This window comes from Mycobacterium sp., from assembly GCF_052143115.1.
GTDB lineage: Bacteria > Actinomycetota > Actinomycetes > Mycobacteriales > Mycobacteriaceae > Mycobacterium.
The window spans coordinates 1-23669 of record NZ_JBKQTQ010000120.1 but is presented as its reverse complement, the minus strand read 5'-3'; the positions used below and the strand labels follow the sequence as shown (position 1 = coordinate 23669).

Here is a 23669-nt window from a genome sequence, read left to right as displayed (position 1 = left end):
ATCCAGCCTAGCCCTGCGACGATGCAGAGCGCGTAGCGCGATGCTGAGGAGCCGGGCAATCCAGCCTAGCCCTGCGACGATGCAGAGCGCGTAGCGCGATGCTGAGGAGCCGGGCAATCCAGCCGAGCCCTGCGACGATGCAGAGCGCGTAGCGCGATCTTTCTCGTCGCGTTCGCCGTCCTGACGGCGCGCGGCTCCCTCTACACGTTTTCCGACAACTCGCACTGGCTGGTCGGCGTGCAGGTCCTCGACGGCGTCGGAGCCGGAGTTTTCGGCGCGCTGTTCCCGATCGTCGTGCAGGATCTCACGCACGGGACCGGGCGATTCAACGTCAGCCTGGGCGCAGTGACGACGGCATGGGGAGTCGGCGCGGCCCTGTCGAACATCGTCGCCGGGTGGATTGTGGTGGTCGCTGGCTACCACGCGGCGTTCATCTCGCTGGGCGCGCTGGCCCGGGCGGGGTTGACGCTCTACTTGGTCGCCATGCCCGAAACCGGGCCGAATGCCGCGAAACGTGCCGACGACGCGGCGACCGCGCCTCCCCCGAATGGGGGAGGGAGGGGTTAGGGCAAGCCGCTAGCAAATGTTACCGGCGCGTAGCTTCGATTCTTAGAGTTCGCGTGCCAGCAAAAGTGACGAACACCACACTTTGTCCGAAGATCCACCGATCGCGTGTGTCTGACCTCGTATTTTAGGCAGTTAGCGGTAACGTGGCGGTGTGTATCAGCGTCACTGAATCCCTAAGAACAGTGCAATAATCGGTACCGCCAGTGACATAAACCCGGCCGGGGTTCACTGAAGACGGTGCGCACCGGTAGCCGCAACGTGCCCGTGCGGTGAACAGCGATGGAAGGCGGGGACGTGGGTCCGAACGACAACGGAGCCAGGTCAGAATCTCACCCAGATTCACACCGAGCTAATGGCGCGCTGCCCGAACGGGAAAAACTGGAAAAAGTCGTCATCCGTTTCGCCGGGGACTCCGGCGACGGCATGCAGCTCACCGGCGACCGGTTCACTTCCGAGGCGGCGCTTTTCGGTAACGACCTGGCGACCCAACCGAACTATCCGGCCGAGATCCGCGCGCCGCAGGGCACGCTGCCGGGGGTCTCGTCGTTCCAGATCCAAATCGCTGACCACGACATCCTCACCGCCGGTGACCGGCCCGACGTGTTGGTCGCGATGAACCCGGCGGCACTGAAGGCCAACATCTCCGACCTGCCCCTCGGCGGGCTGGTGATCGCCAACTCCGACGAATTCACCAAGCGCAACTTGGCCAAAGTCGGCTACCAGGACAACCCGCTGGAAACCGGCGAACTGTCCGACTACAAGGTCGAGGCCGTCCCGATGACCACCTTGACGCTGGGTGCCGTCGAGCTCATCGGCGCGACGAAGAAAGACGGCCAGCGCGCCAAGAACATGTTCGCGCTGGGCCTGTTGTCGTGGATGTATGGGCGGCCGATCGAAACCAGCGAGCAATTCATCAGGGAGAAGTTCGCCCGCAAGCCCGACGTCGCCGAGGCCAACGTGCTGGCCCTCAAGGCGGGGTGGAACTATGGGGAAACCACCGAGGCCTTCGCCGTCACCTACGAGGTTTCGGCGGCGAAGCTGCCCGCAGGTGAGTACCGGCAGATCTCCGGCAACACTGCGTTGGCTTACGGAATCGTCGCCGCCGGTCAGCTGGCCGACATTCAGGTCGTCCTCGGCAGTTATCCGATCACGCCGGCATCGGACATTCTGCACGAGCTCTCCAAGCACAAGAACTTCAATGTGATCACCTTCCAGGCGGAAGACGAGATCGGCGGGATCTGCGCTGCAATTGGCGCCGCTTATGGCGGCGCGCTCGGAGTCACCAGCACGTCGGGACCCGGCCTGTCGCTGAAGGCCGAAGCGCTTGGACTGGCGGTGATGACCGAGCTGCCGTTGCTTGTCATCGACGTGCAGCGGGGCGGTCCGTCGACCGGCCTGCCGACCAAGACCGAGCAGGCTGACTTGCTGCAGGCGCTGTACGGCCGCAATGGGGAATCGCCGGTGGCGGTGCTAGCGCCGCGGTCGCCGTCGGACTGCTTTGAGACCGCCCTGGAGGCGGTGCGCATCGCGGTGTCCTATCACACCCCGGTAATTGTGTTGTCGGACGGGGCAATTGCCAATGGCTCAGAGCCGTGGCGAATCCCGGACGTCGACACGCTGGAGCCCATTAACCACGTCTTCGCCAAGCCCGACGAGCCGTTCCAGCCGTATGCTCGCGACCCAGACACCCTCGCTCGGCAATTCGCCGTACCGGGTACTCCCGGTCTAGAACACCGCATCGGCGGGTTGGAAGCCGCGAACGGTTCGGGCGAAATCTCCTACGAGCCGGCCAATCACGACCTCATGGTGCGGTTGCGCCAGGCCAAGATCGACGGCATCTCCGTTCCCGACCTGGAAGTCGACGATCCGACCGGAGACGCCGAACTGCTGCTGATCGGGTGGGGCAGTTCCTACGGTCCGATCGGAGAGGCGTGCCGACGTGCGCGACGCAACGGCGTCAAGGTTGCCCATGCCCATCTGCGGTACCTCAGACCATTCCCGGCCAACCTGGGCGAGGTACTGCGGCGTTACCCGCAGGTGGTGGCACCCGAGATGAACTTGGGCCAACTGGCGCTGCTGCTGCGCGGCAAGTACTTGGTCGACGTCCAATCGGTTACCAAGGTCCAGGGCGTTGCGTTCCTGGCCGACGAGGTGGGGCGCCTCATCCGCGCCGCGCTAGGCGGCACACTGGCCGAAATCGAGCAAGACAAGACGATGGTCGCGAGATTGGCGGCGGCCACGGTCGGAGCGGGAGCTAACTGATGACTGACCTGATCGGCGCGGGCGTGGATCTCGGGCTGCCGGACGTGCTGTCCAAGAACTACGGTGTGCCCACCTCCGACCAACCGCAGAAGGCCAAGGACCTCACCAGTGACCAAGAGGTCCGTTGGTGCCCCGGTTGCGGCGACTACGTCATCCTCAACACGATTCGGAACTTCCTGCCCGAGCTTGGACTGCGCCGCGAGAACATCGTCTTCGTCAGCGGTATCGGCTGCTCGAGCCGGTTCCCCTACTACCTGGAAACCTATGGCCTGCACTCGATCCACGGCCGTGCGCCGGCGATCGCGACGGGTCTGGCGCTGGCGCGTGAGGACCTGTCGGTCTGGGTGGTTACCGGCGACGGGGACGCGCTGTCGATCGGCGGCAACCATCTGATCCACGCCCTGCGCCGCAACGTCAACGTGACCATCCTGCTTTTCAACAACCGGATCTACGGCCTCACCAAGGGTCAGTACTCGCCGACATCCGAGGTCGGCAAGGTCACCAAGTCGACGCCGATGGGATCACTCGACCAGCCTTTCAACCCGGTATCGCTGGCGCTCGGCGCCGAGGCGAGCTTCGTCGGCCGCGCGCTAGACTCCGACCGCAACGGACTGACCGAGGTTTTGCGGGCCGCGGCGCAGCATCGCGGGTCCGCGCTGGTCGAGATCCTGCAGGACTGCCCGATTTTCAACGACGGCTCGTTCGACGCGCTGCGCAAAGAGGGTGCCGAGGAACGGGTGATCAACATCCGCCACGGTGACCCGGTCATCTTCGGCGCCAACCGCGAATACTGCGTGGTGCGGTCCGGGTACGGGCTCGAAGTGGCCAAGACCGCCGACGTCAGCGTCGACGAGATCGTGGTGCACGACGCGCACGCCGCCGATTCCGCTTACGCGTTCGCGCTCTCGCGGCTATCCGAGCAGAACCTCGAGCACACCGTGATGGGCATCTTCCGTCAGGTCAATCGGCCCAGCTACGATGACGCGGCCCGGGCACAGGTCCGCGCCGCGCAGGAGTCCAAGCTGGCCGACCGCGCCGCGTTGCAGTCGCTGTTGCACGGGCGCGACACCTGGACTGTGAACTGAGATGACACCCGTGGCTGAGCCGGCTTCGTTGGCCGGTGTGGTGTTGGCCGGGGGAGCGTCGTTACGGATGGGCCGGGACAAGGCCACCATGCCGGTGCCCGCCGATCTTCTCGGCTCCAAAGACGGCTCCGAACCGCCCACCACAATGGTCGAGCAAGTGGTCAGCGTCGTCGGGGAGCGGTGTCAGCCGGTTTTCGTCGTCGCAGCGCCGGGACAAGCCCTGCCGAAACTGCAGGCGCGCGTGGTGCGCGACGACGTGCGTGGACTGGGTCCGCTGCTCGCCACCGCCCGCGGATTACATGCCGCCGCCGAGGCCGGTGCCAAGCGGGCGTTTCTGTGCGCCGCCGATATGCCGTTCCTTAGCGCCGATCTGATCGATCTGCTCGAAGGCCGGGCCGTCGAATTGGATGCCGATGTCGTGTTGCCGTGGGACGGTCGCGATCACTACCTGGCCGCGGTGTACCGGACCGAGCTGGCCGCACAGGTCGACGCGTTGATAGCCGCCGGGGAGCGGAACATGCGCGCATTGGTCGACCGGGTCGATGCGCAACGAATCGTCATACCCGAGTCCCGCTGGCTGACCAACGTCGACTCGGCCGCCGATCTGCGCGCACCGCTGCGGGCCGGGCGCTGACGGGTCAGACCCTCTTTTACGCGCGCTCAATTTGTTCGCGACGCTTCTAACAATTATTCGATAAATTCACGCGATGGAAATTCATCTGCAATAAAACGTTGCTCGATAGACCAGTTATTAATTACGGTAAATTCAATTAATGAACGCTGTGATCGGCATGAATTCATACACCATTCAAATGTCTAGCTTCATTTGGATCACGTTGCGGCAGCGGATATTTGAGCCGTCCAGCGATCGTGTGCGGACGTTGCTACGGCGGGCCGCGCCCCTCGCAAAGGCGGATGGTCGGACGATTTCCGGCAAATTGGCATCGGGGATGTCAGCGAGTCGCCCACAGCTCCGATGAGGATCCGCGCCGCGGCCTACGTCGAAGCCGGCTCGTCGGCCGGGTGGCGGTCTAAATCTGTTGGAGCACAACTATTTAAGCGACTATCTCCCTTGTGAACGAGGCTAGGCACGCGTGTTGCACCGGCCGAACGGCTGATCTGCGGCCGTCCCGCGGGCCTGAGCGATGATCTTCGAAAGCTGTTGTCCAGTTGAAATTTTCGGGCATCACTCCGTTGCATCGAACCGCCGGCCGCGACCGTGCGGCCAATCCGCCTTGCGACCGGTCTGGCTAACATGCCGAGCGGGTCATCGTCCGAAGCGCAAGGCGGTAGCCGCGCGGCGCCCCGAACCGATCGGTTTGGCTGCGGCAAAGACGTGGCGCAGTTCACAAAAAATGCGTGATTTGGCTCACGATCACACTTGTGCGCCAAGGCGTTGACGCGGGCGACAAATACACGTGTGACCTGCGAAGACAATTAGCTGACACGGCCGTAATCGACCCGTTATTGGTCCGAGATAGCGGCGTGTCGTGAGATGACGAATGCAATCCGGTCTCGTACGGTCCATTTCGGCCAGAAAAGGCAAAACAAAAATCGAATCCACGGACCCGCGTGTGAGCGGGGGCTGCGGACGGCGGCGACGCCTCCGCGTCGCCGTCGGGCAGCAACCCGGTCGGCGGCTCACGCCCCCGCTGTCGTGCCCGAACGAGACGGCGCGATTCGAAGCATCAACCCCGCCTGGACACAGGCACCCGCCCACATCGCTGGGCCTATTTCGGCGCGCGCACCCGCGAAAGGAACGCTGTTGAAGAACGTCCGCCAGGCGCTCACCATGGCTGCGATCACCGGGGTGCTCACTGCGGCCCCACTTACCCTCTCCAACGCCACCGCATTCGCGGCAGACGACATGCGTTGGGACCCGAACACGGTCGGCGCGCCCTTCGAGGCTGCCGACGTTATGCCGGCTCCGCCTGCTCCGGACGCTGCGCCTGCTCCGGACGCACCTGCTCCCGATGCCGCGCCTGCTGCCGACGCGCCGGCTCCCGATGCGCCTGCGCCGCCGGCTCCGGACGCTGCGCCCGCACCGGATGCGCCTGCGCCCCCGGCCCCGCCTGCCGATGACGCGCCCGCACCGGCCAAGGCTCCCATCAAGGCCTACAGCGTGAACTGGGACGCGATCGCTTCCTGCGAGTCGGGTGGCAACTGGGGGATCAGCACCGGTAACGGCTACTCGGGCGGTCTGCAGTTCACCCCGAGCACCTGGCGGGCCAACGGTGGTTCGGGATCCCCGAACGGCTCGAGCCGCGCTGAGCAGATCCGGGTGGCCGAGAACGTGCTGCACTCGCAGGGCATCGGTGCTTGGCCGGTCTGCGGCCGGCGCGGCTGACCCAGGCTGCAAACTGACGGCGGTGGCCGGGCTCTAGCCCGCCACCGCCGTCAGGCGTCTCACGCGGCTAACTGAGCCCCGTCGCCGGAGCGCTGCGCGCCAGTAGCTATAGGTCGAACACCAGCAGGGTGCTGGTAGCGGTCGCCACGATCGCATCCGACGCGTCGGTGACGACGCCCTCGGTAAAGGCCACCCGCGAGCCGGACTTCACGACCGTGCCGGTCGCGGTCAACGGGCCGGCGCCGAGCCGCACCGCCTTGAGGTAATTGACCTTGATCTCGATCGACGTGTAGCCCTTGCCGGCCGGCAGCGTGCTGTGTACAGCTAACCCGGCGACGGAATCCAGCAGCGTGCAAACCAGGCCGCCGTGGACGCCACCGTTCGGGTGGTACACCGACCCGTCCGGTCGGCAGGTGAACACGACCTTGCCGGGTTCTGCGTCAACGAGAGCGAATTGCATGAGCGCGGCCATCGGCGGTGGCGGAAGCTCCCCGGCGATCATCGCCTTGAGATAGTCGATCCCGGCCGTGGCCAGGCCGCGCGCTGTGCCGGGGCCGGGGTCATGCCACGTCACTGTGCGTGAGCGTTGCGGCCCCGAGAGCTCGTTTTCCGTGCCGTCGTTGGCGGTGGTCATGGTGTCCTTCCTGCTCGCTGCTCGGCTATTGCCCAGTGGTAGCGGTGGCGGTCCGGGTCGCTGTGAGCGACCGCGTGGTCGAGGCCCCAGGCCAGCAACGCATCCAATACCGGCAGCAGCGCGCGGCCCGACTCCGTGAGCTGGTAGGCGAACCGTGGTGGCGCTGCCTGATACCGGAAACGCTGGATTACCCCGGCCTCGGCCAGCGCCTTCAGCCGGGCCGCCACCCGGTCCCTGGGCGCGCCGGTGCCGCGAACGATCTCCTCGAACCGGCTGTTACCCAGCGCCAGCTCGCGAACGATCAGCAACGCCCACCGCTCGCCGACCAATTCCAGCGCGGCGGCGATGGGACACGGCCGGCCGGGCAGCTCGGCCAGCGTGACAGCCGGCATGCGCACCAGCATGTCAGCGATGAGTTTGGAAATCAAACTTACGACGCGTCAGGTAGCGCACACCGCGCCAAGCGCCGCGTTGTGTTAGCAACGACACGTGACCGCAACGGCATTCGACAACGTCGACGACTACCTAGCACTGCCACGCGTCTCGGGTCTGGCAGTCTCGGCGGATGGGTCGCGGGTGGTGACCACCGTGGCCGAACTCAACGACACACGCACCGAGTACGTCAGCGCCGTCTGGGAAGTCGATCCGACCGGCGACAGGCTCGCACGCCGACTCACCCGTGGCGCGAACGGGGACTCCTCACCGGCGTTCACCGTCGACGGCGACCTGCTGTTCGTCTCCTCGAGACCTACCGCCGACAACACCGACAAGCCACCGGCCTCGCTGTGGCGACTGCCCGCAGACGGCGGCGAGGCCATCGAAGTGCTGAGCATGCCCGGTGGTGTGAGCGTGGTACGCACCGCCCGCGGCGCCGACGCTGCGGTTATCGGCGCCCCGCTGTTGCCGTCGGCGCGCGACGTCGAAGACGACCGGCGGCTGCGCAATCTGCGCAACGACAACAACGTCAGTGCGATCCTGCACTCCGGGTATCCGGTGCGCTTCTGGGACAAGGACCTTGGCCCGGATGAACCGCATCTCTTCGACGCGGCGGACCTGCGTGATCTGACTCCACAGCCCGGCGGAGCGCTGCGTGAAGCCGGATTCGATGACGCCGTATTTGATATCAGCGCCGACGGCCGATTCCTGGTGACGACGTGGCGGATCCCCGGGCCCGAAGCCACCGAGCGCTCGGTGCTGGTGCGGGTCGACCTGGCTTCCGGGGAACGCCGCGTGATCGCCGACGATCCGGACGCCGACCTCGAACACCCCGCAATCTCGCCAGACGGGTCGGCGATCACGTTCACCCGAGAAACCATCACCACTCCAGACCTTGCTCCTCGGATGACGCTGCAATACCTGCGATTCGGCGACCAAACGCGATCGGTGGCCGAAACATGGGATCGCCGGCCAACGTCGATAACCTGGTCGAGCGATGGCACCTCGCTGGTTGTCACGGCCGATCAGGACGGCCGGGCACCGGTATTCGTCGTCGAGCTGTCGACGTCGACGGTCACGCAGCTCACCGACGACGACTTCGCCTACACGGACGTCGTCGCCGCGCCGGGCGGTGTGCTGTATGCGTTGCGCAGCTCATATGCGGCCCCGCCGCATCCGGTGCGGATCGATCCCGGTGGCGCTATCACCGTGCTGCGATGCGTCGACTTGCCAACGCTGCCAGGAACTTTGACCGATGTCACCGCGGCCGCCGCAGATGGAACGCTGCTGCGATCGTGGTTGGTGCTGCCGGCGGACGCGGAAGATTCAGCACCCGCCCCGCTGGTGTTGTGGATCCACGGCGGACCGCTGGGTAGTTGGAACAGCTGGTCATGGCGATGGAACCCATGGCTGCTGGCCGCGCAAGGTTACGCGGTGCTGCTGCCGGATCCGGCGCTGTCGACCGGCTACGGCCAGGAATTCATTCAGCGTGGCTGGGGAGCTTGGGGCGGACCGCCGTTCGACGATTTGATGGCCGCCACCGACGCGGCCTGTGCTCACCCGCGCATTGATCCGACCCGGGTCGCCGCGATGGGTGGCTCGTTCGGCGGCTACATGGCCAACTGGATGGCCGGCCACACGAACCGGTTTGCCGCGATCGTGACCCATGCCAGCCTGTGGGCGCTGGACCAATTCAGTCCGACAACCGATCACGCCTACTACTGGCGCCGTGAGATGACGCCGGAGATAACCGTTGCCAACTCACCGCACCAGTTCGTCGGCCGGATCTGCACGCCGATGCTGGTCATCCACGGCGACAAGGATTACCGCGTGCCGATCGGCGAGGGCCTGCGGCTGTGGTACGAGCTGCTCGCCAAATCGGCGCTGCCGGCCGGCAAGGATGGCAGCAGTCCGCACCGGTTCCTGTACTTCCCGTCGGAGCACCACTGGGTGGTCGCGCCACAGCACACGAAGATCTGGTACCAGGTGGTGATCGCCTTTCTGGCCGAGCATGTGATGGGGGAGAGTGGCGAGTTGCCCGAGACGCTCGGAGTACCGTCGCGCCTGTGACCGAGACGCGCGAATACGACATCGTCTTGTACGGGGCAACCGGTTTTGTGGGCAAGCTGACCGCCGAATACTTGGCCCGCGCCGCCGGGGGCGCGCGGATCGCACTGGCCGGCCGGTCGAGCGAACGCCTGCGCGCGATCCGGGAAACCTTGGGGGAGTCGGCCCAGTCTTGGCCGGTTCTGGTGGCGGATGCCTCCTCGCCGTCGACTCTGGATGCGATGGCCGCGCAGACGCGGGTGGTCGTCACCACCGTCGGGCCCTACAGCCGATATGGCCTCCCGCTGGTCGGCGCGTGCGCGGCGGCGGGCACCGATTACGCCGACCTGACCGGCGAGCCGCCGTTCGTTCGCGACAGCATCGACCTGTACCACAAGCAGGCGCTTGATACCGGCGCCCGCATTGTGCACGCGTGTGGATTCGATTCGATCCCTTCGGATCTCACCGTGTACGCGCTATACCGGCGGGCACGCGAAGACGGCGCCGGCGAGCTCGGCAAGACCGATTTTGTGGTTCGATCCGTGTCCGGTGGATTCTCCGGCGGCACCATCGCGTCGGCGGTGGAAGTGATGCGCACCGTCTCCAGTAACCCCGACGCCCGTCGTCAGTTCGCGGACCCCTACACACTGAGCCCGGACCGCGACGCGGAACCCGAACTCGGCGCTCAGCCCGACCTGCGGTGGCGCCGTGGTCGCCAGATCGCGCCGGAGCTCACCGGTTTGTGGACGGCCGGATTTGCGATGGCGCCCACCAACACTCGAATTGTTCGACGCAGCAACGCATTACAAGAGTGGGCTTACGGCAGGCAATTCCGTTACAGCGAGCACATGAATCTGGGGTCCTCGGCCGTGGCGCCGGTGGCGTCAGCGGTCGTCAACGGGGTCGGGAACACGGTGACCGGGCTGGGCAGCCGCTATTTCCGGCTGCTGCCATCCCGGCTGGTGGAGCGGGTGCTGCCCAAACCGGGCACCGGCCCCAGCGCGGCCGCTCGCGAGCGCGGCTTCTACAAGGCCGAGACCTACACCACCACGACCACCGGCGCCCGTTATATCGCCACCATCGCCCAGCGTGGCGACCCCGGATACCAGGCCACCTCGGTGCTGTTGGGGGAAAGCGGTCTGGCGCTGGCTATGGACCGCGACGAGCTCTCGGAGCTACGTGGCGTGCTGACACCCGCAGCCGCGATGGGGGAGGCGCTACTGGCCCGGCTGCCGGCGGCGGGGGTGTCGCTGGAAACCGCCCGGCTGACGCCACGCTGACGCCGCGCTGTATTGAATCTGGTCCAACGAACCGCTGTCGGACCGCTTCGGGTCCGACTAGTGTCGTTATCGAGTAAGCACAGCATCCCAGCAACGTTAGGTGGACGGGTCCATGTCTGGCCTTGAAGATCTTTTAGCTCAGATTCCCACGAGCGACATCGCAAGCAAGATCGGCGTTGATGAAGCCGAGGTCAACCAAGCGGTTCAACTGCTGGTGCCGGTGCTGGTCGGCGGACTGCACGAGAACGCGCAGGACCCCGATCACGCCAGCAAAATCGAGTCCGCAGCTGACAGCCACGCCGCCAGCGGCCTGCTCGACGGCGGCGTGAGCGTCGACCAGGTCGACGAGAAGGACGGTCAGCAGGCGATCGCGAGGATCTTCGGCGGCAATGACGCGGCCCAGGTCGCCAGTGCGCTGGCCGGCGGCGGCGGAGGCAACAGCGATCTGCTCAAGCAGCTGTTGCCGATCTTGGCGCCGATCGTGCTGGCGTACGTCGGAAAGCAACTCACCGGAAAGAGCGGAGCTCCCGCGACAGAGGCGGCCGGCGGCGGGGCGCTCAACGACGTGTTGGGCAGCATCCTTGGCGGGATGGGCGGCAACAAATCGCTGGGTAGCGTGTTGGGCAATGTTTTGGGCTCCAAGGCAGGCGACATCCTCGGTGGACTGTTCGGGGGCAAGAAGTAACCAGGTACGGCGCCGCTTGCGGGCGGTGTTCGTTGCAAACCTCGGTGCTTTCTAGAATTGGTGGGTGACCGCTAGCCCCGAACCCGCCGCCGACGAGCGGGCTGAAGCCCTGCCCAAGGCGTGGGATCCGGGCGCGGCCGAAAGCGCGATCTATCAACGTTGGCTCGACGCGGGCTACTTTGCTGCGGACCCGACCAGCCCAAAGCCCGGGTACTCGACCGTGCTGCCGCCGCCGAACGTGACCGGCAGCCTGCACATGGGTCATGCACTTGAGCACACCATGATGGATGCGCTGACCCGCCGCAAGCGCATGCAGGGCTACGAGGTGCTGTGGCAGCCGGGGATGGACCACGCGGGCATCGCGACGCAGAGCGTCGTGGAAAAGCAGCTCGCGGTCGACGGCAAGACCAAGGAGGACTTCGGTCGCGAGCTGTTCATCGACAAGGTGTGGGATTGGAAGCGCGACTCCGGTGGTGCCATCGGTGGCCAGATGCGCCGGCTGGGCGACGGGGTGGACTGGGGCCGCGAGCGCTTCACCATGGACGACGGACTCTCGCGGGCGGTGCGGACCATCTTCAAGCGGCTCTATGACGCCGGTCTGATCTATCGGGCCGAGCGCCTGGTGAACTGGTCGCCGGTGTTGGAAACCGCGATCTCGGACCTCGAAGTCCGATACGAGGACGTCGAAGGCGAACTGGTGTCGTTCCGGTACGGCTCGCTCGACGACTCCGAGCCGCACATCGTGGTGGCCACCACCCGGGTGGAGACGATGTTGGGGGACACCGCGATTGCGGTTCATCCCGACGACGAGCGCTACCGTGGGCTGGTTGGCACCACGCTGCCGCACCCGTTCCTGGAAAGGCAGCTCGTCATCGTCGCCGACGATCATGTCGACCCCGAGTTCGGCACCGGCGCAGTCAAAGTCACGCCTGCCCACGACCCGAACGACTTCGAGATCGGGCTGCGGCATCAGCTGCCAATGCCGTCGATCATGGACACCAAGGGCCGGATCGTCGACACCGCAACACAGTTCGACGGGCTGGACCGCTTCGATGCCCGCGTCGCGGTGCGCGAAGCTCTTGCGGCGCAGGGCCGGATCGTCGAAGAGAAACGCCCCTACCTGCATAGCGTCGGACACTCGGAGCGCAGCGGCGAGCCGATTGAACCGCGGCTGTCGCTGCAGTGGTGGGTCCGGGTGGAATCCTTGGCCAAGGCTGCCGGCGACGCCGTGCGCAACGGCGACACCGTGATTCACCCCGCCAGTCTGGAGCCGCGCTGGTTCGCCTGGGTTGACGACATGCATGACTGGTGCATCTCGCGGCAGCTCTGGTGGGGTCACCGTATCCCAATCTGGTACGGGCCCGACGGTGAGCAGGTGTGCGTGGGCCCGGACGAGACACCTCCCGACGGTTGGGAGCAGGACCCCGACGTCCTGGACACCTGGTTCTCGTCGGCGCTGTGGCCGTTCTCCACTTTGGGCTGGCCGTCGAAGACACCGGAACTCGAAAAGTTCTATCCAACAAGCGTTCTGGTGACCGGCTACGACATCTTGTTCTTCTGGGTGGCCAGGATGATGATGTTTGGCACCTTCGTCGGCGCTGACGACGCCATCACCCAGGACGGCCGCCGAGGTCCGCAGGTGCCTTTCACTGACGTCTTCCTGCACGGACTGATCCGTGACGAGGCCGGTCGAAAGATGAGCAAGTCCAAGGGCAACGTCGTCGATCCGCTGGATTGGCTGGACATTTACGGCGCCGACGCCCTGCGGTTCACGCTGGCCCGCGGCGCCAGTCCCGGTGGCGATCTCGCGATCGGCGAGGATCACGTGCGGGCGTCGCGCAATTTCGGCACCAAGCTGTTCAACGCAACCCGGTTTGCGTTGCTCAACGGCGCCCGTCTCGCCCCGTTGCCTGATCTCGCCGAATTGACCGACGCCGACCGCTGGATCCTGGGACGGTTGGAAGAAGTTCGCGCCGAGATTGATTCGGCCTTCGACGGATATGAGTTCAGCCGGGCTTGCGAGGCTCTCTACCACTTCACCTGGGATGAGTTCTGCGACTGGTACGTCGAACTGGCCAAGACGCAGCTGGCCAACGGCCTCACGCAGACCACCGCGGTGCTGGCCGCCGTGCTGGACACCCTGCTGCGGTTGCTGCATCCGGTGATCCCGTTCATCACCGAGGCGCTGTGGCAGGCGTTGACCGGCCGCGAGTCGCTGGTGATCGCCGACTGGCCGGAGCCTTCCGGTGTCAGCCTGGATAGGGCTGCCGCGCAGCGGATCACCGACATGCAGAAGCTGGTTACCGAGATCCGCCGCTTCCGCAGCGACCAGGGTTTGGCGGACCGGCAGAAAGTGCCCGCCCGGCTGTCGGGCATCGCCGACCTGAGCGCCCAGTCGGGCTCGGTCAGCTCGTTGGCGTGGCTGACCGCGCCCGGGCCGGAATTCACCGCGTCGGCTTCGCTTGAGGTCGGCCTGAGCGGTGGCATCGTCGTCGTCGAACTCGACACCTCGAGCACCATCGATGTGGAGGCCGAACGTCGGCGCCTGGAAAAGGATCTGGCCGCCGCGCACAAGGAACTGGCTTCCACCACCACCAAATTGGGCAATGCCGACTTCATGGCAAAGGCGCCGGCCGCCGTCGTAGACAAGCAACGAGAGCGTCAGCGAGTGGCCCGCGAGGAAACTGAGCGGATAACGGCCAGGTTGGCCGGGCTGCAGTGACTTTGGAGCCGTCCGACTCAGGATCCACCGGCGGGACTCCGACCCCAGATGAGATCGCGGCCTTACTGCAGGTCGAGCATTTGCTCGACCAGCGCTGGCCGGAAACCAAGATCGAACCCAGCCTTACCCGCATCACTGCGTTGATGGATCTACTCGGCTCACCCCAACGCGGCTACCCGTCGGTTCATATCGCCGGCACCAACGGCAAGACCTCGGTGGCGCGGATGGTCGACGCCCTGCTGACCGCGTTGCAGCGGCGCACCGGTCGGACCACTAGCCCGCATTTGCAGTCGGCGGTGGAGCGGATCGCGATCGACGGGCACCCGATCAGCCCGGCCCAGTACGTGGACACCTACCGGGAGATCGAGCCGTTCGTGCAGATAATCGACCGGCAGTCGCAGAACGACGGCGGCCCGGCGATGAGCAAGTTCGAGGTCCTCACCGCGATGGCGTTCGCAGCGTTCGCCGACGCGCCGATCGAGGTCGCAGTCGTGGAGGTGGGTCTGGGCGGTCGTTGGGATGCCACCAATGTGGTCAACGCGCCGGTCGCGGTCATCACCTCGATCGGCATCGACCACGTCGAATACCTCGGCGGCGATATCGCCGGGATCGCCGGCGAGAAGGCCGGCATCATCACCAAGGCCGACGAGGGCGCGCCCGACACCGTGGCCGTGATCGGTCGGCAGGTACCCGAGGCAATGGAGGTGCTGCTGGCGCAAACCGTGCGCGCCGACGCCGCGGTCGCCCGCGAGGACTCGGAATTCGCGGTGTTGGGCCGTCAGGTCGCCATCGGCGGCCAAGTGCTGCAGCTGCAGGGTCTCGGCGGGGTGTACTCCGATGTCTATCTGCCGCTACATGGGGAACATCAGGCCCACAACGCCGCGCTGGCGCTGGCCGCGGTCGAGGCGTTTTTCGGTGCCGGTGCGCAGCGTCAACTCGATGTCGATGCCGTTCGGGCCGGATTCGCCGCCGCCACCAGTCCGGGCCGGTTGGAGCGCATGCGCAGCGCCCCAACGGTATTCATCGACGCTGCGCACAACCCGGCGGGCGCGGCGGCGCTGGCTCAGACGCTGGCTGAGGAGTTCGATTTCCGGTTCCTGGTCGGGGTGGTCAGCGTGCTGGCCGACAAGGACGTCGGCGGCATCCTCGCCGTCCTGGAGCCGGTGCTCGATCGGATCGTGATCACTCACAACGGATCGCCGCGCGCCCTGGATGTCGAGTCGCTGGCGTTGGCCGCACAGCAGTGGTTCGGACCCGACCGGGTGATCACCGCCGAGAACCTGCCTGCCGCAATCGATACCGCGATCGCGCTGGTTGACGACGCCTTTGTAGATGGGGCAGATGCCGAAGTCGGGGGCGACGCGTTTTCCGGGACCGGCATCGTGATCACCGGCTCGGTGGTCACCGCCGGGGTTGCACGTACGTTGTTCGGTCGTGATCCGGCGTGACGCGCCCGCTCCCGCAACCAGGTGATGGCCCGACGCCGGATCCGTGGAAAAGCTTCCGTGGGGTGACGGCCGGGACGCTGATCCTGGAGGCGATCGTGGTCCTGCTGGCGTTGCCGGTGGTCGGCGTGGTCGGTGGTGGGCTGACGCCGTTCGCGTTGGGATACCTGCTGGGTTTGGTGGCGGTCCTGATCGTGCTCGCCGGGCTGCAGGGCCGGTCATGGGCCATCTGGGTGGACCTGGCCGTGCAACTGGTACCGCTCGCCGGCTTCCTGGTCTACCCGGGGGTCGGTTTCATCGGAATATTGTTTGCCGCGGTCTGGGCGCTGATCATTTATTTCCGGGCCGAGGTTCTGCGCAGGCAGCGACGCGGGCTCCTCCCAGGCCAAGAAGGCCCACCGGAGTGATCCGCTGTGGTCGGCGCGAGTCGGCGGTTCGGTACGCTGTCCGCCGTGAGTCAGCGGACACTCCTGTTGATCAAGCCCGACGGGGTCGAGCGACGCCTGGTAGGCGAGATCATCGGCCGTATCGAGCACAAAGGCCTGACCGTCGCGGCGCTGGAAATGCGCGTTATCAGCGACGAGCTGGCCCGCTCGCACTACGCCGAGCATGACGGCAAGCCGTTTTTCGCGTCCCTGTTGGAGTTCATCACGTCCGGACCGCTGGTTGTGGCGATCGTGGAGGGCCCGCGGGCAGTCGCGGCGGTGCGGCAACTGGCCGGCGCAACAGACCCGGTCGAGAAGGCTGCGCCCGGCACCATCCGGGGCGATTTCGGCCTCGAAACGCAGTTCAACCTCGTGCACGGATCCGATTCGCAGGAGTCGGCAGAGCATGAGATCGCGCTCTGGTTCTCTCAAGCCTGACCGCGGGTCGCCGGACTCGGTCCGGGTCGCCCCGGCGGTATGGGATACTAAGTGTCGGGTGAACGTCGCCGGACCGGCTTCCGACGCCCGAATGAAGACTTCGACAAGCGCGACCACCGCCTACCCGCGATGCGGCGCCGACTGTCCAGCCATCATTCAAACCGGCGCCGAGCGCGTTCGACATGAGCCGCTCGGAGCGAGACCATCACAAGTTCGGGAGAAGTAACCCGGACACATAGCAAAGCCCTCGCGTGGCCGCGTCGCATGACGCGCCCGGGGGCTTGAGGAGAATACGTGATAGACGGTGGCCCATCCTCAGAGCTCCCAGAAGACTCGTCGCAGCACGAGGACCTGCCTGATCGGCTAAGGGTCCATTCGTTGGCGAGAGCGCTCGGGACGACCAGCAAAAGGGTGCTCGAAGCACTGACCGAACTCGACGGGCGGATCCGTAGCGCGCACTCCACCGTGGACCGCGTCGACGCGGTCCGGGTGCGCGACCTGCTGGGCGGCGCACCGGTTACTGCCGCCGCGGCGGTGGTCGCGACCGAGGCCGAGGCGGCCGCTGCGGTGGATGAGCCCGAGTCGCGGCTGATGCTGGCGGCCCCAGATACCGCCGCCGAACGCCCCGAGTACATGCCGCTCTTCGTCGCGCCCCAGCCGGTCGCGAGAGACGAGGACGTGGCCGACGCCGACGACTCCGCGGATTCCGACGATGACGACCTCGACAGCGACGACGACGAGCAGGGCGAACGTCCCGCCAACCGGCGTCGCCGCCGCGGGCGTCGCGGACGGGGCCGCGGTCGTGGCGAGCAGAACGGAGCCGACAAGGGCGACGAGGCCGGCGGCGACGGCGGCAAATCGGACGAGTCGGACGCGGCGTCGGCTGACAACGCCGACGCCGACTCCGACGACGACGACGATTCCGAAAACGGCGATGACGACAACGGCTCCGGCGAAGGCGCCAGCAAGCGTCGCAGACGCCGTCGTCGCCGCAAATCCGGTTCCGGCGACGACTCCGATGACAGCCCATCACCCGACGACCCACCGAACACCGTGGTGCACGAGCGGTCACCCCGCGCCAAGGAGAAGTCCGACTCCGGCGGTGGGTCCGGCAACGCCGAGATCCAGGGCATCGACGGCTCGACCCGGCTGGAGGCCAAACGGCAACGCCGCCGCGACGGGCGCGACGCCGGACACCGCCGCCCGCCCGTCCTGACCGAAGCCGAATTCCTGGCCCGCCGCGAAGCGGTCGAGCGGGTGATGGTGGTGCGGGACAAGGTCCGCACCGAACCACCGCATCCTGGCAGCCGGTACACCCAGATCGCGGTGCTCGAGGACGGCATCGTCGTCGAACACTTCGTCACCAGCGCGGCCTCTGCCTCCTTGGTGGGCAATATCTACCTGGGTATCGTGCAAAACGTGCTGCCGTCGATGGAGGCGGCGTTCGTCGACATCGGCCGCGGCCGAAACGGCGTGCTCTACGCCGGCGAAGTGAACTGGGAGGCCGCCGGCCTGGGCGGGTCCAACCGCAAAATCGAGCAGGCCCTCAAGCCCGGCGACTACGTCGTGGTGCAGGTCAGCAAGGACCCGGTCGGTCACAAGGGCGCTCGACTCACCACCCAGGTGTCGCTAGCCGGTCGCTACCTGGTGTACGTGCCGGGCGCATCGTCGACCGGCATCAGCCGCAAGCTTCCCGACACCGAACGCCAACGGCTCAAAGAGATCCTGCGTGAAGTGGTGCCGTCGGACGCAGGGGTGATCATCCGCACCGCCTCAGAGGGCGTCAAAGAGCATGACATCCGCGCGGACGTGACCCGGTTGCAGGATCGGTGGACGCAGATCGCCGCGCAGGCGGAGGAGACCAAGGAGAAGGCGGCCGGCGCCGCCGTGGCGCTGTACGAAGAGCCCGACGTCCTGGTCAAGGTGATCCGCGACTTGTTCAACGAGGACTTCGCTCAGCTGACCGTGTCCGGCGAAGAAGCCTGGACCACCATCAACGAGTACGTGAATTCGGTTGCCCCCGAGCTTGTTTCGAAGCTGAATAAATACGAGGCCGCTGGGCTTTCTGAGGGACAGGCGGGCCCCGACGTCTTCGCGGTGCACCGCATCGACGAGCAACTCGCCAAGGCGATGGACCGCAAGGTATGGCTGCCCTCGGGTGGAACGTTGGTGATCGATCGAACCGAGGCGATGACGGTGGTCGACGTCAACACCGGTAAGTTCACCGGGTCCGGTGGCAACCTCGAACAGACCGTGACCAAGAACAACCTCGAAGCGGCCGAGGAGATCGTGCGCCAGCTGCGGCTTCGCGACATTGGCGGCATTGTCGTCATCGACTTCATCGACATGGTGCTCGAGTCCAACCGTGACCTGGTGCTGCGTCGGTTGACCGAGGCGCTGGCTCGTGACCGCACTCGTCATCAGGTGTCCGAAGTGACCTCGTTGGGGCTGGTGCAGCTCACTCGCAAGCGGCTGGGAACAGGGCTAATCGAGGCGTTCTCTACGACGTGTCCGCACTGCGGCGGCCGCGGAATAACGCTGCACGCTGATCCCGTCGACTCCGCGCCGGCGACCGGTCGCAAATCCGAGTCGGGCGGCAAGCGGGGCCGGCGTTCCAAGAAGGGCAAGTCCGACGAGCAGGCAGTGGCCAAAGTGCCGGTCCACACTCCCGGCGAACATCCGATGTTCAAGGCAATGGCCGCGGCCAACGGTCGCCACGATGACGAATCCGACGACGCCGAGCGCACCGAGGACGTCGATGAGGCAGTCGTCGAGCATGACCGGGAAGACGCCGAAACCGATGGACAGATCCAGCAACAGGTCGCACGTGAGGCCGCGGAAGAAGACCTGGAGGATGGCGACTTCGACGACACCGATGAAGACGACACCGATGAAGACGACACCGATGAAGACGACGAGGTCGACCTCGACGATGAGGACCTCGACGATGAGGACCTCGAGGATGACGACGAAGACGACGATGAGGACGACGACCTCGACCTCGACGACGACTTGGACGGCGACGACTCCGATGACTCCGACGACGGCGACGACTCGGATTCCGACGACTCCGACCGCGAATCCGCCGTCACCGCGCCCGCCGCGCAACCGCGCCGGCGTCGGGCCGCGGCCCGGCCGGCCGGCCCACCGATCCATGAGGACTGACCGACCGGTTTGACCCTTTAGCCGCTGGTCACGTACCCTTGACCAGTTGTCGCCAGGCCCGCTGACCGGGTTTTGGCCGGCACTCCAAGACCCATCGCGCACCGTTGGTAGCGCGGCGCCCGCAAGGACCCGAAGAACTAGAAGAAGAGGTAGACGTAACCATGGCGACCTACGCAATCGTCAAGACCGGCGGCAAGCAGTACAAAGTCGCGGTCGGAGACGTCGTCAAGGTCGAGAAGCTCGACTCCGAGCCCGGCGCCAAGGTGTCGCTGCCGGTCGCACTGGTCGTCGACGGTGCCACCGTCACTTCCGATGCCGCCGCGCTTTCCAAGGTCGCGGTGACCGGTGAGGTGCTCGAGCACACCAAGGGCCCCAAGATTCGTATCCACAAGTTCAAGAACAAGACCGGTTACCACAAGCGCCAGGGCCACCGTCAGCAGCTGACGGTTCTCAAGGTCACCGGCATCAAGTAGCGAGGCGACAGACATGGCACACAAGAAGGGCGCGTCCAGCTCACGTAACGGGCGCGATTCCAACGCTCAGCGGCTGGGCGTCAAGCGGTTCGGCGGTCAGACCGTCAAGGCCGGCGAGATCATCGTCCGCCAGCGCGGCACGCACTTCCACCCAGGAGTCAACGTCGGCCGCGGCGGCGACGACACGTTGTTCGCCAAGGCGGCTGGCGCCGTCCAGTTCGGGGTCAAGCGGGGACGCAAGACGATCAGCATCGTCACGACCCCGACGACTACTGACTAGGACCGACTGAGCGTCGCGAGCGTGAGGCTGGACTAGCTTCACCCTCGACGAAGTAGAGGAACCCCGATGCCTCGGTTTGTCGACCGCGTCGTCATCCACACCCGGGCGGGCTCCGGCGGTAACGGCTGCGCCTCGGTCCACCGCGAGAAATTCAAGCCGCTCGGCGGTCCCGACGGCGGCAATGGTGGCCGCGGCGGCAGCGTAGTGCTGGTCGTCGACCCGCAGGTGCACACCTTGCTGGACTTCCACTTCCGGCCGCATATCGTCGCGGCTTCGGGCAAGCAGGGGATGGGCGGTAACCGCGATGGGGCCGCCGGCGCCGATCTGGAAGTGAACGTCCCCGATGGCACCGTCGTGCTCGACGAGGACGGCCGATTGCTCGCCGACCTGGTCGGCGCAGGCACCCGCTTCGAAGCCGCGGCCGGAGGTCGCGGCGGGCTGGGCAACGCCGCGCTGGCCTCGCGGGCCCGCAAGGCGCCGGGTTTTGCACTGCTCGGCGAAAAGGGAGAATCCCGCGATCTCACGCTCGAACTCAAGACCGTCGCCGACGTCGGGTTGATCGGATTCCCGTCGGCCGGCAAATCCTCTTTGGTGTCGACGATCTCGGCGGCCAAGCCGAAGATCGCCGACTACCCCTTCACCACACTCGCTCCCAACCTGGGCGTGGTCTCGGCGGGGGAGCGCACCTTCACCGTCGCCGACGTGCCGGGCCTGATCCCGGGTGCGTCGCAAGGTCGCGGCCTGGGCCTGGAGTTCCTGCGGCACATCGAGCGGTGTGCCGTGCTGGTGCACGTCGTTGACTGCGCCACCGCCGAACCCGGCCGCGACCCGGTGTCCGACATCGACGCGCTGGAAGCCGAACTGGCCGCGTACACGCCCACGCTGCAAGGAGATTCCGCCCTCGGCGACCTCGTCGAGCGGCCAAGGGCGGTGGTGCTCAACAAGATCGACGTGCCGGAGGCCCGCGAGTTGGCCGAGTTCGTTCGCGACGACATCGCCGCGCGTGGCTGGCCGGTGTTCCTGGTGTCGACGGTCAGCAGGGAAGGGCTGCAGCCGTTGATCTTTGGGCTCGCCGACATGGTGTCGCAGTATCACGCCGCACAGCCGGTGGTGGTGCCGCGACGGCCGGTGATCCGCCCGATCCCGGTTGACGAGTCGGGTTTCACGGTGGAGTCCGACGGGCAGGGTGGCTTCGTGGTCCGCGGCCGGCGGCCGGAACGCTGGATCGCCCAGACCAGCTTCGAGAACGACGAGGCGGTCGGCTACCTCGGCGACCGGCTGGCACGTCTCGGTGTCGAGGACGAACTGATGCGGCTGGGCGCACGGCCGGGATGCGCGGTCACGATCGGCGAGGTCACCTTCGACTGGGAGCCGCAGACGCCGTCCGGCGTTGACACCACGATGTCTGCGCGTGGCACCGATGCCCGGCTGGAAAGCACCGACCGCGTCGGCGCTACCGAACGCAAGGCGGCCCGCCGCCGGCGCCGCGAGCCCGGCAAGCAGTCATGACCGGCACCGCAGCGCGCGCGGCCATCCGCACCGCACGAAGCGTCGTGGTCAAGGTCGGCACCACCGCGTTGACCACGCCGACCGGCATGTTCGACGCCGGCAGGCTGGCCGGGCTCGCCGAGGCCATCGAAGCCCGGATGAAAGCCGGCTCCGACGTCGTCATCGTCTCCTCCGGGGCCATTGCCGCCGGCATTGAGCCGCTCGGGCTGACCAAGCGGCCCACCGACCTGGCCACCAAACAGGCGGCGGCCAGCGTCGGGCAGGTCGCGCTGGTGAACGCGTGGAGCACCGCATTCGCCCGCTTCCAGCGCAGCGTTGGGCAGGTCTTGCTGACCGCGCACGACATTTCGATGCGGGTGCAGCACACCAACGCCCAGCGCACCCTGGACCGGCTGCGGGCGCTACATGCCGTGGCGATCGTCAACGAGAACGACACGGTGGCCACCAACGAAATCCGGTTCGGCGATAACGACCGCCTCTCAGCTTTGGTGGCCCACCTGGTCGGCGCCGACGCGTTGGTGCTGCTGAGCGACATCCACGGCCTCTACGACTCCGATCCGCGCAAGGCCCGCGGATCGCGCTTCATCGCGGAGGTGTCCGGGCCGGCCGACCTCGACGGCGTGGTTGCGGGACAAAGCAGCCACCTGGGCACCGGCGGGATGGCGTCGAAGGTGTCCTCAGCGCTGCTGGCCGCCGACGCCGGGGTGCCGGTGCTGCTGGCGGCCGCCGCGGACGCCGCGACCGCATTGGCCGACGCCTCGGTGGGCACGGCGTTCGCCGCGCGGCCCAACCGGATGTCGGCGCGTCGGTTCTGGGTGCGCTACGCCGCGGAGTCCGTCGGTGCGCTGACCCTGGATGACGGCGCCGTGCGCGCCGTGGTGGGCCAACGCCGCTCACTGCTGCCCGCGGGTATCACGGCGCTGTCCGGCCGTTTTCACGGCGGTGACGTTGTCGACCTCAACGGGCCGGACGCGACCCTGGTGGCGCGCGGCGTGGTTGCCTATGACGCCGCCGAATTGGCCACCATGATCGGCCGGTGCACCTCAGAGCTGCCTGCCGAGCTGCGCCGGCCCGCCGTGCATGCCGACGATCTCGTCGCTGTTTAAGACTTCATTGTTGGCTTGAGATATATTGCGGCCCAAACGATTTCGGTCAGTGTGGTAGCAAGCTCCGTATCGTACGCGGCCGGTTGGGTGGGCAGATTCTGTTGACAGGTCCGCTCGACCATCCAGGTGAGCGCACTGGCCGTGGTGGCGGCGGGTAGCTCGCGTCGGATTGAGCCGTCGGCCTGGCCTTCTTCGATGACGCGGGTCAACCGCCCGGTGATAGCGGTCAGAAGATTGCGGTAGGTCGCGCCCACCAACGAGTCGTAGGCGGCCATCTCGTTGAGCGCCACGAGCACCGGTTGATGTCGCCGGTAGCTGGCGATGATGGCGGCCATCCCGGCGCGCACGTCATCTGGATCGTGTCGCCACGCCACGCTCCACCAGCGCTCGGCGCTTTCGGCGAGATCGGCGAACACCTGGCCGGCCAGGCGGCGCAGCAGGTGGCCTTTGTCCTCGAAGTAAATGTAAAAGCTCGCCCGCGAGATCCCTGCTTCGGTAGACAGCCGGTCCACGCTGAGTTCAGTGAAGCTGGCACCGTCCCGCATCAGCCGTTCGGTCGCGTCGAGCAGCCGGCGTTCGATCTGCTCGCGCCTCTCCTGCCGCCTGGCTTGCGGCTTGCGGGTGACCGACGGCATGGCTCCTTACCTTTCTTGCAGGGTGTTCGGGGCCGTCGGCCGTAGGCTTCGATTCACCCAGGGACGGCGGGTATGGCTTTCATGGCTCAGCCGTCGATGGCCGAGGAGGATTGGCCGCCCGTCGTCCCGC

General features: G+C 66.5%; 19 protein-coding genes and 1 pseudogene. 17 read left to right on the top strand and 3 right to left on the bottom strand.

Features of this window, described 5'->3' with window-relative positions:
- Nucleotides 1-147 precede the first annotated feature (147 nt).
- The 5 genes and pseudogenes from ACLQI9_RS13090 to ACLQI9_RS13070 form a co-directional block, all read left to right on the top strand.
- Nucleotides 148-567: pseudogene (locus ACLQI9_RS13090) on the top strand (MFS transporter); the annotation flags it as partial.
- A 294-nt stretch (nt 568-861) separates the two neighbouring features.
- On the top strand, nt 862-2829 hold the full coding sequence (locus ACLQI9_RS13085) for a 2-oxoacid:acceptor oxidoreductase subunit alpha (RefSeq protein ID WP_442380494.1): 1968 nt from the start codon (nt 862-864) through the stop codon (nt 2827-2829).
- Nucleotides 2829-3914, top strand: coding sequence for a 2-oxoacid:ferredoxin oxidoreductase subunit beta (locus ACLQI9_RS13080; protein ID WP_442380492.1), 1086 nt, complete (start codon nt 2829-2831; stop codon nt 3912-3914). Before ACLQI9_RS13085 ends, ACLQI9_RS13080 begins: the two co-directional genes overlap by 1 nt.
- 1 nt (nt 3915) lies before the next feature.
- On the top strand, nt 3916-4548 hold the full coding sequence (gene mobA / locus ACLQI9_RS13075; RefSeq protein WP_442380491.1) for a molybdenum cofactor guanylyltransferase: 633 nt from the start codon (nt 3916-3918) through the stop codon (nt 4546-4548).
- A gap of 1131 nt (nt 4549-5679) precedes the next feature.
- Entirely contained in the window at nt 5680-6261 is a 582-nt protein-coding gene (locus tag ACLQI9_RS13070; RefSeq protein ID WP_442380489.1) for a transglycosylase family protein, read from the top strand.
- Between the two features lie 106 nt (nt 6262-6367).
- On the opposite strand, the gene ACLQI9_RS13065 is transcribed toward ACLQI9_RS13070, so the two are convergent.
- Entirely contained in the window at nt 6368-6895 is a 528-nt protein-coding gene (locus tag ACLQI9_RS13065) for a PaaI family thioesterase (RefSeq protein WP_442380487.1), read from the bottom strand.
- Complete coding sequence (locus ACLQI9_RS13060; RefSeq protein ID WP_442391750.1) at nt 6892-7287, bottom strand: winged helix-turn-helix transcriptional regulator; 396 nt, start codon at nt 7285-7287, stop codon at nt 6892-6894. The genes ACLQI9_RS13065 and ACLQI9_RS13060 overlap by 4 nt, the downstream gene beginning before the upstream one ends.
- Before the next feature lie 97 nt (nt 7288-7384).
- On the opposite strand from ACLQI9_RS13060, the gene ACLQI9_RS13055 reads away from it, so the two are divergent.
- The 12 genes from ACLQI9_RS13055 (at nt 7385) to proB (ending at nt 22904) form a co-directional block, all read left to right on the top strand.
- Entirely contained in the window at nt 7385-9400 is a 2016-nt protein-coding gene (locus ACLQI9_RS13055; RefSeq protein WP_442380483.1) for an alpha/beta fold hydrolase, read from the top strand.
- On the top strand, nt 9397-10656 hold the full coding sequence (locus ACLQI9_RS13050) for a saccharopine dehydrogenase family protein (protein WP_442380481.1): 1260 nt from the start codon (nt 9397-9399) through the stop codon (nt 10654-10656). Before ACLQI9_RS13055 ends, ACLQI9_RS13050 begins: the two co-directional genes overlap by 4 nt.
- Nucleotides 10657-10768: 112 nt before the next feature.
- Nucleotides 10769-11341, top strand: a complete 573-nt coding sequence (locus ACLQI9_RS13045; protein WP_442380479.1) for a DUF937 domain-containing protein — start codon at nt 10769-10771, stop codon at nt 11339-11341.
- Nucleotides 11342-11405: 64 nt separating this feature from the next.
- On the top strand, nt 11406-14063 hold the full coding sequence (locus tag ACLQI9_RS13040; RefSeq protein WP_442380477.1) for a valine--tRNA ligase: 2658 nt from the start codon (nt 11406-11408) through the stop codon (nt 14061-14063).
- Nucleotides 14060-15511 carry a bifunctional tetrahydrofolate synthase/dihydrofolate synthase gene (gene folC / locus ACLQI9_RS13035; RefSeq protein WP_442380475.1) on the top strand — a complete coding sequence of 484 codons (1452 nt, stop codon included), beginning with the start codon at nt 14060-14062 and terminating at the stop codon, nt 15509-15511. The genes ACLQI9_RS13040 and folC overlap by 4 nt, the downstream gene beginning before the upstream one ends.
- Nucleotides 15508-15915 carry a DUF4233 domain-containing protein gene (locus ACLQI9_RS13030; protein WP_442380473.1) on the top strand — a complete coding sequence of 136 codons (408 nt, stop codon included), beginning with the start codon at nt 15508-15510 and terminating at the stop codon, nt 15913-15915. Before folC ends, ACLQI9_RS13030 begins: the two co-directional genes overlap by 4 nt.
- A gap of 45 nt (nt 15916-15960) precedes the next feature.
- The gene (gene ndk / locus ACLQI9_RS13025; protein WP_442380471.1) at nt 15961-16371 is read left to right on the top strand and encodes a nucleoside-diphosphate kinase; all 411 of its coding nucleotides are present in this window, start codon (nt 15961-15963) and stop codon (nt 16369-16371) included.
- 294 nt (nt 16372-16665) lie between these two features.
- The gene (locus ACLQI9_RS13020; RefSeq protein ID WP_442380469.1) at nt 16666-19536 is read left to right on the top strand and encodes an Rne/Rng family ribonuclease; all 2871 of its coding nucleotides are present in this window, start codon (nt 16666-16668) and stop codon (nt 19534-19536) included.
- 161 nt (nt 19537-19697) lie between these two features.
- Nucleotides 19698-20009, top strand: coding sequence for a 50S ribosomal protein L21 (rplU, locus tag ACLQI9_RS13015; protein WP_442380468.1), 312 nt, complete (start codon nt 19698-19700; stop codon nt 20007-20009).
- A 13-nt stretch (nt 20010-20022) separates the two neighbouring features.
- On the top strand, nt 20023-20289 hold the full coding sequence (gene rpmA / locus ACLQI9_RS13010) for a 50S ribosomal protein L27 (RefSeq protein WP_442380466.1): 267 nt from the start codon (nt 20023-20025) through the stop codon (nt 20287-20289).
- A 66-nt stretch (nt 20290-20355) separates the two neighbouring features.
- The gene (gene obgE, locus ACLQI9_RS13005; protein ID WP_442380464.1) at nt 20356-21798 is read left to right on the top strand and encodes a GTPase ObgE; all 1443 of its coding nucleotides are present in this window, start codon (nt 20356-20358) and stop codon (nt 21796-21798) included.
- Complete coding sequence (gene proB, locus ACLQI9_RS13000) at nt 21795-22904, top strand: glutamate 5-kinase (protein WP_442380462.1); 1110 nt, start codon at nt 21795-21797, stop codon at nt 22902-22904. The genes obgE and proB overlap by 4 nt, the downstream gene beginning before the upstream one ends.
- Here the strand turns inward: proB and ACLQI9_RS12995 are convergent.
- Nucleotides 22901-23539, bottom strand: coding sequence for a TetR/AcrR family transcriptional regulator (locus ACLQI9_RS12995; protein WP_442380460.1), 639 nt, complete (start codon nt 23537-23539; stop codon nt 22901-22903). The genes proB and ACLQI9_RS12995 overlap by 4 nt on opposite strands.
- Nucleotides 23540-23669 lie beyond the last annotated feature (130 nt).

What these genes read in the sequence shown, in the direction of transcription:
- ACLQI9_RS13080 (WP_442380492.1), top strand. Translation starts at nt 2,829, where the DNA reads ATGACTGACCTGATCGGCGCGGGCGTGGATCTCGGGCTGCCGGACGTG.
- mobA (WP_442380491.1), top strand. Translation starts at nt 3,916, where the DNA reads ATGACACCCGTGGCTGAGCCGGCTTCGTTGGCCGGTGTGGTGTTGGCC.
- ACLQI9_RS13065 (WP_442380487.1), bottom strand. Translation starts at nt 6,895, where the DNA reads ATGACCACCGCCAACGACGGCACGGAAAACGAGCTCTCGGGGCCGCAA.
- ACLQI9_RS13060 (WP_442391750.1), bottom strand. Translation starts at nt 7,287, where the DNA reads ATGCCGGCTGTCACGCTGGCCGAGCTGCCCGGCCGGCCGTGTCCCATC.
- ACLQI9_RS13045 (WP_442380479.1), top strand. Translation starts at nt 10,769, where the DNA reads ATGTCTGGCCTTGAAGATCTTTTAGCTCAGATTCCCACGAGCGACATC.
- rplU (WP_442380468.1), top strand. Translation starts at nt 19,698, where the DNA reads ATGGCGACCTACGCAATCGTCAAGACCGGCGGCAAGCAGTACAAAGTC.
- rpmA (WP_442380466.1), top strand. Translation starts at nt 20,023, where the DNA reads ATGGCACACAAGAAGGGCGCGTCCAGCTCACGTAACGGGCGCGATTCC.
- obgE (WP_442380464.1), top strand. Translation starts at nt 20,356, where the DNA reads ATGCCTCGGTTTGTCGACCGCGTCGTCATCCACACCCGGGCGGGCTCC.
- proB (WP_442380462.1), top strand. Translation starts at nt 21,795, where the DNA reads ATGACCGGCACCGCAGCGCGCGCGGCCATCCGCACCGCACGAAGCGTC.
- ACLQI9_RS12995 (WP_442380460.1), bottom strand. Translation starts at nt 23,539, where the DNA reads ATGCCGTCGGTCACCCGCAAGCCGCAAGCCAGGCGGCAGGAGAGGCGC.